At 69.5% G+C, this 17556-nt stretch carries 12 protein-coding genes and 1 tRNA gene; 4 read left to right on the forward strand and 9 right to left on the reverse strand.

Features of this window, described 5'->3' with window-relative positions; translation table 11 throughout:
- Both ACILRB_RS15055 and aspS read right to left on the reverse strand, forming a co-directional pair.
- On the reverse strand, nucleotides 1-1871 hold a 1871-nt coding region (locus ACILRB_RS15055; protein ID WP_395667113.1), incomplete at its 3' end, for a transglutaminase family protein.
- 190 nt (nucleotides 1872-2061) lie between these two features.
- Complete coding sequence (gene aspS, locus ACILRB_RS15060) at nucleotides 2062-3867, reverse strand: aspartate--tRNA ligase (RefSeq protein ID WP_395667114.1); 1806 nt, start codon at nucleotides 3865-3867, stop codon at nucleotides 2062-2064.
- A gap of 109 nt (nucleotides 3868-3976) precedes the next feature.
- On the opposite strand from aspS, the gene rnd reads away from it, so the two are divergent.
- Complete coding sequence (rnd, locus tag ACILRB_RS15065; protein WP_395667115.1) at nucleotides 3977-5137, forward strand: ribonuclease D; 1161 nt, start codon at nucleotides 3977-3979, stop codon at nucleotides 5135-5137.
- Between the two features lie 11 nt (nucleotides 5138-5148).
- Here the strand turns inward: rnd and ACILRB_RS15070 are convergent, their stop codons facing one another.
- From ACILRB_RS15070 to ACILRB_RS15085, 4 genes are all read right to left on the reverse strand, one after another.
- Nucleotides 5149-6714: a Ppx/GppA family phosphatase gene (locus tag ACILRB_RS15070; protein ID WP_395667116.1), complete on the reverse strand. Its 1566-nt coding sequence runs from the start codon at nucleotides 6712-6714 to the stop codon at nucleotides 5149-5151.
- Complete coding sequence (locus ACILRB_RS15075) at nucleotides 6653-8941, reverse strand: RNA degradosome polyphosphate kinase (protein WP_395667124.1); 2289 nt, start codon at nucleotides 8939-8941, stop codon at nucleotides 6653-6655. The genes ACILRB_RS15070 and ACILRB_RS15075 overlap by 62 nt, the downstream gene beginning before the upstream one ends.
- Before the next feature lie 351 nt (nucleotides 8942-9292).
- Nucleotides 9293-9766 carry a DUF6163 family protein gene (locus ACILRB_RS15080; protein WP_395667117.1) on the reverse strand — a complete coding sequence of 158 codons (474 nt, stop codon included), beginning with the start codon at nucleotides 9764-9766 and terminating at the stop codon, nucleotides 9293-9295.
- Nucleotides 9763-10821 carry an enoyl-CoA hydratase/isomerase family protein gene (locus tag ACILRB_RS15085; RefSeq protein ID WP_395667118.1) on the reverse strand — a complete coding sequence of 353 codons (1059 nt, stop codon included), beginning with the start codon at nucleotides 10819-10821 and terminating at the stop codon, nucleotides 9763-9765. Before ACILRB_RS15085 ends, ACILRB_RS15080 begins: the two co-directional genes overlap by 4 nt.
- Before the next feature lie 227 nt (nucleotides 10822-11048).
- On the opposite strand from ACILRB_RS15085, the gene ACILRB_RS15090 reads away from it, so the two are divergent.
- The 3 genes from ACILRB_RS15090 (at nucleotide 11049) to ACILRB_RS15100 (ending at nucleotide 16401) form a co-directional block, all read left to right on the forward strand.
- A complete protein-coding gene (locus tag ACILRB_RS15090) occupies nucleotides 11049-11483 on the forward strand; it encodes a hypothetical protein (RefSeq protein ID WP_395667119.1) in 435 nt (144 codons plus the stop codon).
- A 63-nt stretch (nucleotides 11484-11546) separates the two neighbouring features.
- Nucleotides 11547-13265 (forward strand): efflux RND transporter periplasmic adaptor subunit, encoded by a 1719-nt coding sequence (locus ACILRB_RS15095; RefSeq protein WP_395667120.1) that lies wholly within the window; start codon nucleotides 11547-11549, stop codon nucleotides 13263-13265.
- A gap of 10 nt (nucleotides 13266-13275) precedes the next feature.
- Nucleotides 13276-16401 carry an efflux RND transporter permease subunit gene (locus ACILRB_RS15100; RefSeq protein ID WP_395667121.1) on the forward strand — a complete coding sequence of 1042 codons (3126 nt, stop codon included), beginning with the start codon at nucleotides 13276-13278 and terminating at the stop codon, nucleotides 16399-16401.
- Nucleotides 16402-16482: 81 nt separating this feature from the next.
- Here ACILRB_RS15100 and ACILRB_RS15105 read toward each other — a convergent pair.
- From ACILRB_RS15105 to ACILRB_RS15115, 3 genes are all read right to left on the reverse strand, one after another.
- Nucleotides 16483-16556, reverse strand: a tRNA-Gly gene (locus tag ACILRB_RS15105).
- Between the two features lie 35 nt (nucleotides 16557-16591).
- Nucleotides 16592-17107 (reverse strand): tetratricopeptide repeat protein, encoded by a 516-nt coding sequence (locus tag ACILRB_RS15110; protein WP_395667122.1) that lies wholly within the window; start codon nucleotides 17105-17107, stop codon nucleotides 16592-16594.
- Nucleotides 17104-17556: prepilin peptidase (locus tag ACILRB_RS15115; RefSeq protein ID WP_395667123.1), on the reverse strand; the 453-nt coding region annotated here is incomplete at its 5' end. The genes ACILRB_RS15110 and ACILRB_RS15115, both read right to left, overlap by 4 nt.

Raw genomic sequence — 17556 nt, forward strand, 5'->3', positions numbered from 1 at the left:
CTCAGCGCCGTGCGCACCGATCCCTCGATCGGCGTCTGCTCGACGACCGTCTGGCGCTGGACGGGCGGCGCGGCGGTCTTCTCGAAGCGCCGCAGCCGGTCGCGAATCTTGTCGGCGTCGGGCAGCGGGTCGCGCTCCTCGAGCGGGTCCTGCGGCGTCACATGCGGAAAACTCGCCGGCGCGAGATAGGGCAGCGAACTGAGCGGCAGGCGATAGCCGACGGGCGAATCGCCCGGCACAAGGAACAGCTTGCCGCGGCGCAGGCACCATTTCTCGGAGGTCCAGCCGCGCCCCGGCGAAAGCACCGGCGAGTTCCAGCGCTGCACCGGCAGAACGTAGCCCGTGGGCTTGGTGAGCCCGCGGGCGAAGGCCCGGATCATGCGGTTGCGCTCTTCAGGGTCTTCGATCTTGGGATCGAGCGGACTGACGTTGTCGGGCAGCGCGCCTTCCTTGACGAGCCAGACGGCCGGGTCCTCATAGGCCGGCAGCACGCAGTCCTGGCTGACGCCGAGGAAATCCGCGACTCCCTTGGCGATCTTCTCCGCCGCGTCGCGCTGCTGGTCGGTGAAGGCGACATGCGCCTTTTCAGGCTCCTCCTCCTGATCGGGCGCGCGCGTGCGGCCGACGGCGTCGATCAGCTGGGGATCGCTCCAGATCGGCTGGCCGTCTTTGCGCCAGTAGAGCGAGAAGCCCCAGCGCGGCAGCGACTCGCCCGGATACCATTTGCCCTGCCCGTAATGCAGCAGGCCGCCCGGCGCCACGCGCGAGCGGATGCGGCGGATCAGCGCGTCGGCGAAGGAGCGCTTGGTCGCGCCGACGGCGGCGGTGTTCCATTCGGAGGATTCGAAATCGTCGATCGAGACGAAGGTCGGCTCGCCGCCCATGGTCAGGCGCACGTCCTGGCGCAGAAGATCCGCGTCGACCCTTTCGCCGAGCGCGTCGAGCTTCTCCCAGGCCTCGTCCGAGAAGGGCATGGTGATGCGCGGCTTCTCGGCGACGCGCGTGACTTTCATGTCAAAGGCGAAGTCGACGCCGACGTCCATCTCGATTCCGCCAGAAATCGGCGCGGCCGAGGAATAATGCGGCGTCGCCGAAACCGGAATATGCCCCTCGGCGCAGAACATGCCGGAGGTCGCGTCCATGCCGATCCAGCCGGCGCCGGGCAGATAGACCTCGGCCCAGGCGTGCAGGTCGGTGAAGTCGACCTGCGTGCCCTTCGGCCCCTCGATCGGCTCGATGTCGGCCTTGAGCTGGATGAGGTAGCCCGACACGAATCGGGCGGCGAGGCCGAGGTTGCGCAGGATCTGCACCAGCAGCCACGCCGAATCGCGGCACGAGCCGGACGAGAGCGTCAGCGTCTCCTCGGGCTCCTGCACGCCGGGCTCCATGCGGATCAGATATTTGATCTTCTTGGAGAGGGCGATGTTGAGGTCGACGAGATAATCGACGATGTGCTTCTTCTCGCGCGGCATCGCGGCGAGATAGGCGGCGAGCTGCGGGCCGACGGGATCGGCCTGGAGATAGGGCGCGAGATCGGCCTTGAGCTCGGGCTCATAGGCGAAGGGAAAATGCTCGGCGTAGGGTTCGATGAAGAAATCGAACGGATTGACGACCGAGAGGTCGACCGTGAGGTCCACCTCGATCTTGAACTCCGTCACCTTCTCCGGGAAGACGAAGCGCGCCTGCCAGTTGTTGTGCGGGTCCTGCTGCCAGTTCACGAAATGGTCGGGCGGCGAAACCTTGAGGCTGTAGTTGAGGATACGCGTGCGCGAGTGCGGCGCCGGGCGCAGCCGCACGATCTGCGGGCCAAGCGCCGCCGGACGGTCGTATTTATAGTGGGTAAGATGATAGATGGCGGCCGAAATGGACAATGCACGACACCCGCGTTCCGCCGGACGAAGCTCGCCCGCCGCTGCGTGCAGGCATCGAGCCGCCGACAAAGCCAGCCGTTTATAGCAATCCGCGTTCCCGCCCGGAAGAACGGGCGTCGCGCCAAACGCCTATTGTTTATCCATCCACGCGTCAAAGACGCGCCGGACCGCCGCCCATTTCGGCGCGGCCTCACGTTTCGGGCAGATTGACCTTGATCGACAGCTCGCGCAGCTGCTTCGGCGTGACGGTCGAGGGCGCCCCGAGCAGAAGATCCTCGCCGCGCTGATTCATCGGGAAGGCGACGATCTCGCGCAGATTCTCTTCGCCGGCGAGCAGCATGACGATGCGGTCGACCCCCGGCGCGATGCCGCCATGCGGCGGCGCGCCATACTGGAAGGCGCGGTAAAGCCCCGAAAATTTCTGCTCCAGCACGCTTTCGTCGTAGCCGGCGAGCGCAAAGGCCTTGCGCATGACGTCGGGGCGATGGTTTCGGATCGCGCCCGACGACAGCTCGAACCCGTTGCACACGACGTCATACTGAAAGGCGTTGATCGCCAGAATCTTCCCGGAATCGGCCGGATCAAGCTCCAGGAAAGCCTCGACGTCGAAATTGGGCATGGAGAACGGATTGTGGGAGAAGTCGATCTTCTTCTCGTCCTCGTTCCATTCATACATGGGGAAGTCGACGATCCAGCAGAACTCGAAGACGCCGCTTTTGGTGAGGCCCAGTTCGTTGCCGATGCGCAGCCGCGCCGCGCCCGCGAGCTTCGCCGCCCGCTCCGCCGCGTCGCAGGCGAAAAACACCGCGTCGCCGGGGCCGACGCCCGCCGCCGCGGCGATGAGCTTCTGCGCCTCGGCCGGAATGAACTTGGCGATCGGCCCCTTGCCGACCGGCGCGCCGGCCTCGCCCTCGAAGATCACATAGCCGAGGCCCGCGGCGCCCTCGCCCCTCGCCCAGTCGTTGAGCTTGTCGAAGAAGCTGCGCGGCTGGCCCGCCGCGCCCGGGGCCGGAATGGCGCGCACCACGCCGCCCTTCTTAACCACGTTCTTGAAGGCGTTGAAGCTCACGTCCTCGCGCGCGAAAACCTGCGTCACGTCGGCGATGAGGATGGGATTGCGCAGGTCCGGCTTGTCCGAGCCATATTTCAGCATGGCTTCGGCATAGGGGATGCGCGGGAACTTCGGCGTGACCGCGTAGCCTTCGCCGAACGCCTCGAACACGCCGCGCAGCACCGGCTCGACCACGCCGAAGACGTCTTCCTGCGTCACGAAGCTCATCTCGATGTCGAGCTGGTAGAATTCGAGGCTGCGGTCGGCGCGCAGGTCCTCGTCGCGGAAACAGGGCGCGATCTGGAAATAGCGGTCGAAGCCCGCCGTCATCAGAAGCTGCTTGAACTGCTGCGGCGCCTGCGGCAGCGCGTAGAACTTGCCGCCGTGCAGACGCGAGGGCACCAGAAAGTCGCGCGCGCCTTCGGGGCTCGAGGCGGTCAGGATCGGCGTCTGGAATTCGAAGAAGCCGCGCTCCTTCATGCGCGCGCGCAGCGAATCGATCACCCGGCCGCGCAGCATGATGTTATTGTGGAGCTTCTCGCGGCGCAGGTCGAGAAAGCGATAGCGCAGCCGCATCTCTTCCGGGTAGTTCTGCTCGCCGAACACCGGCAGCGGAAGTTCGGCGGCCGGGCCCAGAACCTCGATCTCGGTCACGTAAAGCTCGACGAGGCCGGTCGGCATCTCGACGTTCTCGGTGCCGGCGGGCCGCTTGCGCACCAGCCCGTCGAAGCGCACGACCCATTCGGAGCGCAGCTTCTCGGCGAGCGTGAAGGCCGGCGAATCAGGGTCGACGACGCATTGGGTAAGGCCGTAATGGTCGCGCAGGTCAATGAACAGCACGCCGCCATGGTCGCGGATGCGGTGGCACCAGCCGGACAGCCGGACGCTCGAGCCGGCGTCGGATTCGCGGAGGTCGCCGCAGCTATGGGAACGGTAGCGGTGCATCGTCTCGCCGGCCTTGGGAAAAAGATGGCGGGAAAAGGCACGCCCCGGCGCCCAAGTCAAGGTTTCGGCCTGTAGCCGCAGGGGCGGCTTTGCATTATTGAAGGTCTTCATGAAGGTGATCACGACGACGCAGGAGCTGGCGGACCTCTGCCGGCGCCTCAAGACCCATCCTTTTGTCACGGTCGACACTGAGTTCCTGCGCGAGACGACCTTCTGGCCGAAGCTCTGCGTCGTGCAGCTCGCCTCCCCCGACGAGGCGGCGGCGATCGACGCCATGGCCGAGGGGATCGACCTCGCGCCGCTGTTCGAGCTGATGGCCGACGCCGGCGTCGTCAAGGTCTTCCACGCCGCGCGCCAGGACCTCGAGATCGTCTGGAATCTCGCCAAGCTCATTCCCGCGCCGCTGTTCGACACGCAGGTCGCGGCCATGGTCTGCGGCTTCGGCGACCAGGTTTCTTACGGCGACCTGGTGCAGACGGTCTGCAAGGTTTCGCTCGACAAATCCTCGCGCTTCACCGACTGGTCGCGCCGCCCGCTCCTGCCGGCGCAGATCGACTACGCCATCGCCGACGTCACCCATCTGCGCGACATCTACACCTTCCTGCGCCGCAAGCTGGCGGAAAGCGGCCGGCTTGGCTGGCTCAGCGACGAGATGACGCTTCTGACCTCGCCCTCGACCTATGAGCAGCATCCCGAGAACGCCTGGGAGCGGCTGCGCGGGCGCGTGCGCAAGCCGCGCGACCTCTCCGTCCTGATGGAGATCGCGGCCTGGCGCGAGGCGGAGGCGCAGGCGCGCGACGTGCCGCGCTCACGCGTGCTCAAGGACGACGTTCTGGTCGAGCTGGCGCTCGCCGCCCCGCGCACGGCCGAGGCGCTCGGCAATCTGCGCGCCTTTCCGCGCGGCATGGAGCGCTCGCGCGCGGGCGGCGACATTCTCGGCGCGATCGAACGCGGCCTCGCCCGCGACCCGAAGACGCTGCCAAAGCTCGACCGCGACCGCCGCCAGGGCGGCAATGGCGCGACCGTCGAGCTTCTGAAGGTGCTTTTGCGCCAGATCAGCGAGAGCCATGGCGTCGCGGCCAAGATGATCGCCAACGTCGAGGATCTCGAGGCCATCGCCGCCGACGACGACGCCCGGATTCCGGCGCTGACCGGCTGGCGGCGCGAGCTGTTCGGCGAAAAGGCGCTGGAGCTCAAGCGCGGCCGGCTCGCCCTGACTGTCGAGCGCGGACGGGTGACCGTGCTCGAATGGCATGACGCCGAAGGCTGAAGGACCGGCCTTCAGCCCCGCGCGACGGCGATGTTCGCCTCGCGTCCGATCAGCCGGGCGAGCTGCTTGACGCGGCTGTAAAGCCGGTCGCTCGCGAGGTCGGCGAGCTCGGGCGCGAGCGTCAGCGTCACCTTGTCCTTGGCGCAGGCGAGCGGCGCGCGCGGCAGGACGCCCGGCATGGCTCCGGAGGCGATATAGGCGAGCCGCAGCGCCGCGGCGAGGATGCGCGCCCGGTCGAGCATGCGCGCCGAGGCGAGCGCGCGCATCTGCGGGCTCACCTCGTCGTCGTCGAGGCCGAGATAGCGATACGCCATGGTGAGCGCCAGGAACGCCCGGCCCGCATGGTCGATGCCCGTCAGCGACGAATTCTCGATCAGATTGACGCTTTCCTCGCTGCGATAGTCCGGGTGCGCGCGCCAGTTGACGTCGGCGAGCAGGCAGGCGGCGTGACGCAGGCGCCTTTCTTCAGGAAGCTCCTCGAGATGCGTGGTCTTCATGAAATGGTCGGTCCAGTCGCAAAGATCCTCGGCGTGGCGCGGCGCGCGCGAGAACAGGAGATTGGCGGCGGCGGCGGCGCTGATGAGCGGATCGATCCGCCGTTCATGCGCGTCGAGCATCTCGTAAAGCAGCCCCTCGCGCACGCCGGCGCTCGAAATCATGATCTCCTTCGGCTTCGCCTGGCGGATGATCTCGCCGATCACCGCCGCGCCATAGGGCAGCAGCGGCCGGCGCTGGGCGTTGACCGCGTCGATGCCGAGCAGCGTCTCCGTGCTCACCCGCGCCACGACGCCCGCGAAATCCGAAGCGTCCTGCGCCGGAATGGCGTAGCCGTGCATCACCGCGAGCGGATAGTTGCGCTGGCGCATGTGCAGCTTGGCGAAGGCGCGCCAGGTGCCGCCGACGGCGTAGAAGGTCCGCCCGGCGAGGCGCTCCATGACGCGCCCCTGCTTCAGCAGCGCCTCCCGCGTGATCTTGGCGGCCGACCGCGGCGACTGCTTCGAGGCGTCGATGAGCGTGAGGCCGCCGAGCGGCAGGCTCACGCCTTTCAGCACCTGCGCGCCCTTGACGTCGACGAGTTCGAGCGAGCCGCCGCCAAGGTCGCCGACGACGCCGTCCGGCCGGTGGAAGCTCGACACGACGCCATGGGCCGAAAGCTCAGCCTCGCGCGCGCCCGGGATCAGCGAAATCTCGCGGCCGATCGCCGTCGAGGCGGCTTCGAGAAAGCTCGCCCCGTTGCTGGCGTCGCGCGCCGCGGCGGTGGCGAGCACATGCGCCTCGCGGACCTCCAAAATGTCGAGCAGCACGCGGAAGCGCCGCAAGGCGGCGATCGCCTTGTCCATGCCGTCCTTGGGCAGGAGCCCGGTCAGGGCGACGCCATGGCCGAGCGCGCAGAGCGATTTCTCGTTGAAGATCTGGCGCGGCGCGCGGCTCAGGCCCTCATAGGCCACGAGCCGCACGGAGTTCGAGCCGATGTCGACGATGGCGACCGGGCCCGACTCCGGCTTCGGCCGCGCGTCAATGTCCTTCCAGCCTCTTATAGAGGGTTTTGGGGCTGGAGGTCTTGAGGGATTTTCCACGGCCGGAGAGACTCGGGTTGGTCATGAAATAGGAATGGGCGTTGAACGGCTCGACGCCCGAAGACGCCTGGATGCGCGCCGAGGAGCCGTCCGGCAACACCCGGTAGCTCTGCTGGTTGTCGATCAGATTGGCGACCATGATCTGGTCGAGCACCTGCTCGTGCACCGTCGGGTTGAGGATTGGCGCGAGCGCCTCGACGCGGCGGTCGAGGTTGCGCTGCATCAGGTCGGCCGACGAGATATAGACCTTCGCCCTGGGATGCGGCAGGCCGTGGCCCGCGCCGAAGGCGTAGATGCGCGCATGCTCCAGAAAGCGCCCGATGATCGACTTGACGCGGATGTTGTCGGAGAGCCCGGGCACGCCCGGGCGCAGGCAGCAGATGCCGCGCACCACGAGGTCGATCGACACGCCCGCCTGGCTCGCGCGGTAGAAGGCGTCGATGATCTCGGGATGGACCAGCGAGTTGCATTTCGCCCAGATCGCCGCGCGCTTGCCCTGCTTCGCGAAGGCGATCTCCTCGTCGATGTGCTGCAAAAGCTGGCTCTTGAGCGAGATCGGCGACACCGCCATCAGTTCGAGCCCTTCGGGCTCGGCGTAGCCGGTGATGTAGTTGAAGATGCGCGAGACGTCGCGCCCCACCGCGGGATCGGCCGTGAAGAAGGAGATGTCGGTGTAGATCTTCGCGGTGATCGGGTGGTAGTTGCCGGTGCCGACATGGCAGTAGGTGGCGAGCCCGCCGGCCTCGCGGCGCACCACCATCGACAGCTTGGCGTGGGTCTTGAGCTCGATGAAGCCGAACACCACCTGCACGCCGGCGCGCTCAAGGTCGCGCGCCCAGCGGATGTTGGCGGCCTCGTCAAAGCGGGCCTTGAGCTCGACGAGCGCGGTCACCGACTTGCCGGCCTCGGCCGCCTCGATCAGGGCCCGCACGATCGGGCTGTCCGACGAGGTGCGGTAGAGCGTCTGCTTGATCGCGACGACGTTCGGATCGGCCGCCGCCTGGTTCAGGAACTGCACCACGACGTCGAAGGATTCATAAGGGTGGTGGACGACGAGGTCTTTCTGCTTGATGGCCGCGAAGCAGTCGCCGCCATTGTCGCGCAGGCGCTCGGGAAAGCGCGGGTTGTAGGGCTTGAACTTGAGCTCGGGCCGGTCGAGCCCGACGATCTCCGACAGGTCGCTCAGCGCCAGCATGCCGTCGAGGACGGAGACCTCGCCAGGCTCGACGTCGAGATCCTGCTCCACGAAGGCGCGCAGCTCCTCGGGCGTCGCGCTGTCGAATTCGAGACGGATGACCGAGCCGAGACGGCGGCGCTTGAGCGCGGTCTCGAACAGAAGGACGAGATCCTCCGCCTCCTCCTCGACTTCGAGGTCGCTGTCGCGGATGACGCGGAAGAGCCCGGCGCCGCGCACGCGATAGCGCGGAAAGAGCTTGTGCGTGAACATCGCGATGACATGCTCGACCGCGACGAAGCGCTGGCCGGGATGACATTCATGCGCGGGCAGGCGCACGAAGCGCTGGATCTTGGTCGGCAGGCGGATCAGCGCCTTGGAGATCTTGTGGTCGGCGCTCGCGAGTTCGAGCGCGATCGAAAGCCCGAAATTCGGAATGAAGGGGAACGGATGCGCCGGGTCGATGGCGAGCGGCGTCAGCACCGGAAACACATGGGCCAGAAAATATTGCTCGAGCCACGCCCTGTCGACGTCGTCGAGGCCGCCGGGATCGGCGAGCACGATGCCGACTTCGGACAATTCGCCGCGCAGCTCGCGCCAGCGGCGCTGCTGCTCGACCGTCAGCAGCGAGGCGCGCTCCCTGATCCGCGCGAGCTGCTGGGTCGGAACGAGCCCGTCTTCCGAAGGCGTCATGACGCCCTCGCGCACCTGCCCGCGCAGGCCGGCGACGCGAACCATGAAGAACTCGTCGAGATTGGTCGCCGAAATGGCCACGAAGCGCAGCTGCTCGAGCAGCGGATGATTGCGGTTCGAGGCCTCCTGCAGGACGCGCCAGTTGAATTCGAGCCAGGACAGCTCGCGGTTCACGAAGCGGCGCGGCGACTGGTGGATGTCCGAATCGCGCATGCCCTCGTCGATCGCGCGCTCCGGCAGCGGCGCCGGGCCGGCTTCGTCGGCGATGGCCGCGGCGGTGGCGAAATCGGGCTCGGCGGCGATCTCGATCTCGGTGTCGAACACGTCGGCGTCGTCGCCTTCGGCCGGCAGCACGATCATGGCTTCGACCGTTTCCGGCTCGGCCGGCGCGTCGGGCTGGGTCCGGCCGCGCGCCGTGCGCCGCCCGCCGTCCGGCCGCTTCGCCGGCGGCCTTGAAGGGTCTTCGACTTCCGACGTCATGTGCGGCTTCCTTTTTTGAACGTCTTTGCGCGAGCGCTGGCGCGTCGGTCGACAAGACCCTGGCGCCTGCGCCCTGCCGCAGCCGAAATCCGGCTGGCCCGAAGCCCGCCCGAACCGAGACTTGGCTGGATTAGCCGAATAAGTGGCCTTAATTCATGACGTTTACACGACATTTGAACGAATGGCGGCCGGAACGCGCGCTTTCCTCGCCCGCCCCTCAGCGCCCGCCCCTCAGCGCCCGTCGCCGGCGTCGCGCGGGCGCCCCGCCTGCCAGGTCAGGAAAAAATAGACCACGATCAGGACGACGTCGCCGACGATCCAGAAGCGCGGCGTAAAGTTCGGCACGGCGAAGACGGCGCCGATCTGCGCGATCGCGCTCAAAAGCCACAGCACGCCGCCCCAGGGCGTCGCGAGCCACAGCCCCACCGAGGCGACGAGGTCGAGCACCGCGAAGAACGCCGTCGCCACGGCGAAGCTCACGCCAAACGTCTCGAAAATCGGCTCGGACGGAGTCAGGATCGCCGCCCAGCTCGACAGGCCCTGGACCATCCACACGACGGCGAGCGCGCGCATGAACAGCACCAGCGCGAGCGCCCAGTGCGAGCGCTCCTGCTCGCCGCGGCTTTCGCCGAGCCTGATCGGCGCCGAGCCCGAAGGCGGCTTCTCGCGCTCGGCCCGCTCCTCGCGACGCGACAGGAAGGTCATCCCGCGAGCGCCGTCTTGCGCGTGAAGGAGAGCTCCTCGTCGAGCGGGGCGAAATAGGCGTCGATCTCGGCCTGAGTCGGCGCGTCGAGCCCGGCCGGGCGCCATTGCGGCTTGTGGTCCTTGTCGACGATCACGGCGCGCACGCCTTCATAATAGTCATGGCCGGCGAGAATACGCTGGGCGATGCGGAATTCGAGGCGCAGCGCGTCCTCGAGCGCGAGCCCCGCGCCCATGCGCATCTGGCGCAGCGCGACGGCGAGGCTCGTCGGCGACTTGGCGCGCATCGCCTCAAGCGCGGCGCGCGCGAAGTCCGACGGGTCGGCCGCGAGCCGCGCGGCGATGTCGGCGATCGAGTCCGCGCCGAAGCAGCGCTCGATCGTCGCGCGGTCGGCCTCGAGCGCGGCGGCGGGGGCTGTCGCCGATTCCGCGCCGATCGCGGCGGCGGCCTCCTCTCCCGCGCACAGGCGGTCGAGCAGGGCGTCGTGGCGCGCCGTGGGGACATGGGCGGTCGCAAGCCCCAGCGCGACCATGTCGCCCGTCGCGATCCGCGCGGCGGTGAGGCCGAGATAGGCGGCGATCGCCCCGCCCGCGCGCGGCAGGAAGCTCGTCGCCCCGACGTCCGGAAAGAAGCCGATGCCGGTCTCGGGCATGGCGAAGGTGATTCTGTCTCCCGCGACGCAATGGCGGGCGTTGACCGAAAGGCCCGCGCCGCCGCCCATGACCACTCCGTCGACGAGCGCGACGACCGGCTTGGCGAAGCGCGCGATGCGACGGTCGAGATTGTATTCGTCGTGGAAGAAGGCGACCTGCTCCGCGCGCCTCCCGGCCCTGCCGAGTTCATAGAGCGCGCGGATGTCGGCCCCGGCGCAGAAGGCGCGCCCGCCCGCGCCGCGGACGGCGACGCTCGCGACGGCGGAGTCGCGCTCCCATCGGTCCATCGCTTCGGCGAGCGCGACGATCATGCCGGCGGTCAGCGCGTTCAGCGCGGCCGGTCGATTCAGCGTCGCGACGCCGCAGGCGCCGCGGGTTTCGATGACGACTTCGCTCTCGCTCATCGCGTCCTCCCTTTGGACGCTGGCTTAGCCCCGCCTCCGCCGCGGCGTCAACGCGGGGTCGGCCGAAAGGCCCGCGCCGCCCGCGCCTTGCCCGCGCCGTCCCGCCTGCGTATATCAGATTATCGTGGCGTCCGACGCCTGAGCGTCGGCCTTGAGGGTTCGTTTCGTTGCGTCTGTCGCGCTCCGGCCAAACGTCCGTTGTTCGCCGCTTCGTCGCTTTTGCGGCGTTGGCCGCGATTGCGGCCTTCCTGCTGGCCGGCGCGGGCGCGTGCCCCGGCCACGCCGGCGCGCGCGTCGCAGACGCGCATGTTCAGGGCGCTCATATCGAGGGCGCTCAGATCGACGGCGCTCAGGTCCAGAGCGCCGCGGCGGCCGCGATTCCCCATCATGGCGCTCCCGACGGCGACGGGTCCAAGTCGCCCCACTCCAAGTCGCCCCACTCCGAGACGCCCGACTCCAAGACGCCCGGCACCAAGACGCCCGGCCTTCAGGGCGCGGACGCGCATTGCTGCGCGAGCTTCGTTCCCTCGCGCCCCGCGGCCGGCCTCGCCCTCGTCGCGCCGCGTCCGGCCGCCGTTTTTCGGCTCAGGGCCATTCTCGGCGCGCCCGACGCCGAGACGCGCGGCCTGATGCGCCCGCCCCGGCCTCTCTCCGCCGTCTGAAGCCCGCGCCCGGCCTCAAGCCGCGGCGCGGTTTCGCGTCGCGTCGAGAAAAGGCCGCGTCTGATGTTTCTGTCCGCCCTCCCCTTCGCCGCCGAGGCGCTTCGCCGCGGCCCGTTCCGTTTTCCGCGCCGTTTTTCGCGCGCGGCCCTCGGCCTGCTGCTTGTCGCCCTCGCCGGCCCGGCCCTCGCCCATGGCGGCGACGACCATGGCCATGAGCAGCCCGCGGCCGCCGCGCCCCGCCTCGCCGCCCATTCGGCGCGCCATGAGCTCGTCGCCGTCGTCGGCGAAGGCCGGCTGACGATCTGGCTCGACCATTTCGACAGCAACGCGCCGGTCGGGGACGCGGCCATAACGGTCTCGATCGACGGCGCGACGCCGCGCCCGGCGAGGGCCGGCCCCGAGGCGGTTTACACGCTCCTGTCGCCGCAGGTCTCGCCGGAGCGCGCCTTCGAGGCGGTTTTCGACGTCGCGTCGCGCTCCGGCGACGACCGGCTCGAAGGCGATTTCCATCCCGAATCCGGGCAAAAGATCGCGCCCGCCCGCGCGCCGGCTCCGTGGCGCGCCGACCTCGACCGGCCGCTTCTTCTCGCCTTGGTCTTCGCGTCGGGCTTCGCCGTCGCGCTCGCTCTGGCGAGGCCGCGCCGCGCCGGCGCCGCCACGGCCCTGGCGCTCGCGCTCCTTGCGGCGCTCGGCGCCGTCGCCCTCGCTCAAGACGGCGACGCCGGCCACGATGACGAGCCGCAAGAGGCTCACGCGGCAACCCCGCCCCTTCCGCGCGACGCGCCCAAACGGCTGCCTGACGGCGCGCTGTTCGTGCCCAAGGTCTCGCAACGTCTGCTTGAGGTGCGCACGACCGTCGCCCGGTCCGGGCCGGCGCAAAAAGCCTTCCGGCTGAGCGGGCGCGTGATCGCCGACCCCAACCGTTCGGGGCTGGTGCAGAGCGTCAACGGCGGGCGCGTCGTCGCTCCGCCGGAGGGGCTGCTGCCGCGCCTTGGCCAGAAGGTCGCGCGCGGCGAGATTCTGGCCGGAATCGAGCCCATGCTGCCGCTCGCCGACCGCACCACCATCGCCGAAAAGGTCGGCGACATCGAGCAGCAGATCGCCGCCGCCGAGACGAAGCTGCGGCGGTTGCGCCCCCTCGCCGAGCGCGGCTCGACGCCGAAAAGCCAGCTGATCGACGTCGAGATCGAGATCGCCGGGCTGAAGCGGCGCCGCGACATCGTGGGCCAGATCCGCGCCGCGCCGGAAGTTTTGCGCGCGCCCGTCGACGGCGTGATTTCGGCGGCGAAGGCGGTCCCTGGCCAGGTCGCGCAGGCGCAGGACATCCTGTTTGAAGTCGTCGACCCGGCGAGCCTCAGGGTCGAAGCTTTCGCCTATGGCGAGATTGACCCTTCGGCGATCGTCGAGGCGACCGCGACGACCGACGGCGGCGCGGCCCTGACGCTGCGCCCGCTCGGGTCGAGCCGCGCTTTGCAGGCGCAGGCGAGCGTCGCGCATTTTTCCGTCGAGGACCCGCCGGCGGTTCTCAACGTCGGCCAGAAGGTCATGGTTTTCGCACGCACGCGCGAGGCTTACGACGCGATCCTGCTGCCGCGCGAAGCGGTCGTGCGCGACGACTTCGGCCTGCCGCAGGTGTTCGTGCACGAAGGGCCGGAGCGTTTCGCGCCCCGCCCGGCGCGCGTCGCCCCCTTCGACGCCGAACGCGTCGCCGTCCATGGCGGGATCAACGAGGGCGAGCGCGTCGTGACGCGCGGCGCCTCGCTCGTCAACCAGATCCGGTGAGGGCGCGGCGATGTTCAGCGCGATCGTTTCGGCGAGCCTGAAGCGCCGGGTTCTGGTGCTTGCGGCCGCCCTGCTGCTTGTCGGCTACGGCGCCTTTCTCGCGCCGCGCCTGCCCGTCGACGTCCTGCCCGACCTCAACCGGCCGACCGTCACGCTGATGACCGAGGCTCCGGGGCTCGCCCCGCAGGAGGTCGAACAGCTCGTCAGCTTTCCCGTCGAGACCGCCATGAACGGCATGCCGGGCGTGCGCCGCGTGCGCTCGGTCTCGGGCGTCGGCCTCTCGGTCGTCTATGTCGAATTCGACTGGGACACGGACCTCTTCCGGGCGCGCCAGCTCGTCGCCGAGCGCCTCGCCCTGATCCGCGACCAGCTGCCGCCCACGGCGCGGCCGCAGATGGGGCCGATCTCGTCCATCATGGGCGAGATCCTGCTCGTCGCCGTCACGGGCGAGGCGCTGTCGCCGATGGAGGCGCGCGAGCTCGCCGATTTCGTCATCAGGCCGCAGCTCCTGACCCTGCCCGGCGTCGCGCAGGTCATTCCCATGGGCGGCGAGGTCCGCCAGTACCGCGTCACGCCCGACCCCGCCGCCCTGCGCGGCCTCGACGTCACGCCGGCCCAGATCGAGGCGGCGATCGCGCGTTTCGGCGCCAACACCGGCGGCGGCTTCGTCGACCAGCACGGGCGCGAATATCTGATCCGCAACCTCGGGCTGACGCGCCGCCTCGAAGACCTTGCCGGCGCCGTGGTCGAGGTGCGGCGCGGGCAGGCCGTGCTGCTGAAGCAGGTCGCCCGCGTCGACTTCGCGGCGCGCCCCCGGCGCGGCGCGGCGGGCTTTCAGGGCGAGCCCGCCGTGATCGTCTCGGTGCAGAAGCAGCCCGGCGCCGACACGGTCGCGCTCACCCGCCGCGTCGAGGCCGTCCTCGCCGACGTCGAGCGCACGCTGCCAAACGGCGTCAGGACGACGGCCGTGCTGTTCCGCCAGGCGGATTTCATCGAAGCCTCGATCGGCAACGTCGAACGCGCGCTGATCGAGGCGACGGGCGTCGTCGCCGTCGTGCTGCTCCTGTTTCTCGCCAACCTGCGCGCCGCGGCCATCTCGCTGACGGCGATCCCGCTCTCGCTGCTCGCCACGGCGGCGGCGTTCAGCGCCTTCGGCCTCACCATCAACACCATGACGCTCGGCGGGCTCGCCATCGCCATCGGCGAGCTTGTCGACGACGCGGTCGTCGACGTCGAGAACATTTTGCGCCGGCTCGGAGAGAACGCGGCGCGGCCCGATCCGCGCCCGGCGCTCGAGGTCGTCGCCATGGCCTCGCAGGAAGTGCGCTCGGGCGTCGTCTACGCCACCCTGATCGTGATCGCGGCGTTCGTTCCGCTGTTCGCCCTGTCGGGCATGGAGGGGCGGCTGTTCGCCCCGCTCGGGGCGGCCTACATCGTCTCGATCCTCGCGAGCCTGCTCGTCTCGGTCACCGTGACGCCGGTCCTGTCCTATTACCTTCTCGCCGGCCGGCCGCGCAGGCGCGAGGGCGACGCGCCGCTCGCGCGCGCGCTGAAGCGGGTCTATGCGCGCGCGCTTCAAACCGCGCTCACGCAAAGGGGCGCCCTGTTTCTCGCCGGCGGCCTCGCCGTGGCGGCGTCGGTCGCTGGAGCCGCGTTTTTGCCGCGCGCCTTCCTGCCGCCGTTCAACGAGGGCTCGTTCGTCGTCACGCTCCAGCTTCAGCCAGGCGTCTCGCTCGCCGAATCGGACCGGCTCGGCCGCGCGGCGGAGCGCCTGGCCGCGCAGATTCCCGACGTCGCGACGGTCGGGCGGCGGACCGGGCGCGCCGAGCTCGACGAACACGCCGAAGGCGTCCATTCGTCCGACCTCGACGTCGCGCTGAAGCGCCCGCATCGGCGCAAGGAGGAAATTTCCGCCGACATAAGGGCGTCGCTCGCGCCCCTGCCCGTCTCGATCAACATCGGCCAGCCGATCGGCCACCGGCTCGACCACATGCTGTCGGGCGTGCGCGCCGAGATCGCGCTAAAAATCTTCGGCGACGACCTCGACACGCTGCGCGACCTTGCCGAAACGCTGCGCCGGCGCCTTGTCGACGTTCCGGGCCTCGTCGACCTTCAGGTCGAGAAGCAGACCCTCACGCCGCAGCTTCGCGTCCGCGTCGACCATGAGCGCGCCGCCCTCCACGGGCTGACGCCGGGAGCCGTGACCGAAGGGCTCGAAGCGCTCTCTGGCGGGCGCGTGGTCTCGCAGATCGTCGAGGGCAATCGCCGCTTCGACGTGGTACTGCGGCTCGCCGACGCCGACCGCTCGACGGCGGGCCTCTCCGACCTGCTGATCCCGACGCCGACCGGCCATGCGCCGCTGCGCCTCGTCGCCGACGTCGACGAGACCGAGGGGCCGAACCAGATCCTGCGCGAGAACGCGCAGCGGCGCATCGTCGTGCTCGGCAACGGCGACGGGCGCAGGGACATGGCCGCGATCGCGCGCGACGTCGAGCGCATCCTCGCCGAAACGCCGACGCCGGCCGGCTATCGCATGAGCCTCGAAGGCGCCTTCGAGGCGCAGGCCGAGGCGGCGAAGCAGATCGGCGCGCTGTCGCTCGTCTCGTTCGCGCTGATCTTCGTCCTGCTCATGCAGCGCTATCGCTCGCCGGCGCTGGCGCTGATGGTGCTTTCGAGCGTCCCGCTCTCGCTGATCGGCGCGGTCGCGGCGCTGAACCTCGCGGGCCTGCCGCTGTCGGTCGCCTCCATGGTGGGCTTCATCACGCTCGCGGGCGTTTCGGCGCGCAACGGCGTGCTGAAGATCAGCCATTACGTCAATCTCGCCCTGCATGAGGGCGAGCGCTTCGGCCCCGCGCTGATCGTGCGCGGCAGCCTCGAACGCATGACGCCGGCGCTGACGACCGCGCTGTCGGCGGGGCTCGCGCTCACGCCGCTGCTTCTCGGCGCGGACGAGCCGGGACGCGAGATCCTGCATCCTGTGGCGGCGACGATCTTCGGCGGCCTCGTCAGCGCGACGCTGATCGACGCCTTTCTGACGCCGGCGCTGTTTTTGACGTTCGGCCGCAAGCCGCTGGCGCGCATCCTCGCGGCCGAGGCAGGCGGACGCCGGAACGGCGCGGCGGCGGAGGCCTATTGACGGGCGCCGCCAAGTCCAGGGACCGCGCCGGCGAGCGTCTCATGACATCTTGACGAGCGTCTCATGACATCTTGAAACGACTGGAGCGGGTGAAGGGAATCGAACCCTCGTATTCAGCTTGGAAGGCTGCTGCTCTACCATTGAGCTACACCCGCGCAGCCGCGGTCTTACGCGATTTTCGCGGCCAAAGTCAAAGCCTCACCTCGATCGGCAGGCAGGGCTGCGCGGGCGGCTGCGAGAAGGCCAGCAGCTGCGCGCTCTGGCGTTCGAGCAGGGTCAGCTTGGACGACACCGCGTCACGGATGCGCGTCCATTGCTCGCGCTCCGGCCCCGCGCCCGCCACCGCGAGATTGAGCCAGACATAGGCCATCACGTAATCCTGCGGCACGCCCTGCCCTTTGTCATACATGAGGCCGAGCTGATATTGCGCGTTGGCGAGGCCCTGGTTGGCGGCGCAGCGGTACCATGACGCCGCGACCACGAAATTCTGCGGCACGCCCTGGCCCTGCGCATACATATGGCCGAGATAGGCCTGCGCCGCGGCGTCGCCGGCGACGGCGTGCGGCAGGAAGATTTCCGCCGCCCTGACGTAATTGCGCGCGGCGGCCGCCCTGCGCCCCTGCTCCATCGACTGCGCGAGCGCGCAGGCGCAGCCAAGGACCAGCGCCGCGCCAATGGCGAGACATTGCGCGGACAGCCGTTTCATGAAGGGCTCCAGACGCCGAAGGCGCCGCTCTGCGCGAGCCAGCCGAGCCAGATCGCGGGCGCGAAGAACAGGCCGAAGGGAAGCCGCGTCAGGCGGTCGAGACGCCGGCCGGAAACATGAAGCGCGGCGCAGGCCAGAAGCGCGGCGAGGGCCGCGAGCTCCACGGCGAGCGGGACGATCGTCCAGCCGAGCCAGACGCCGGCGACGGCGGCGAGCTTGACGTCGCCAAGGCCGAGCCCCTCGCGCCCGCGCCAGAGGCGATAGAGCGCGCGCAGGCCGAGAAAGGCGAGGCCGAGCGCCGCGCCGCGCGCCGCGGCTTCGGCCATCGCCGCGCCCGGGGCGTAAGGCGCGTCGACCGCCGCCGCCGCGAAGCCCAGCGCCGCCATGGCGAGGTTGAGCTCGTCGGGAATGATGAAGGCGCGCGCGTCCGTGACGGCGGCGGCGAGGGC

Source organism: Methylocella sp. (assembly GCF_044226135.1).
Taxonomy (GTDB): Bacteria; Pseudomonadota; Alphaproteobacteria; order Rhizobiales; family Beijerinckiaceae; genus Methylocapsa.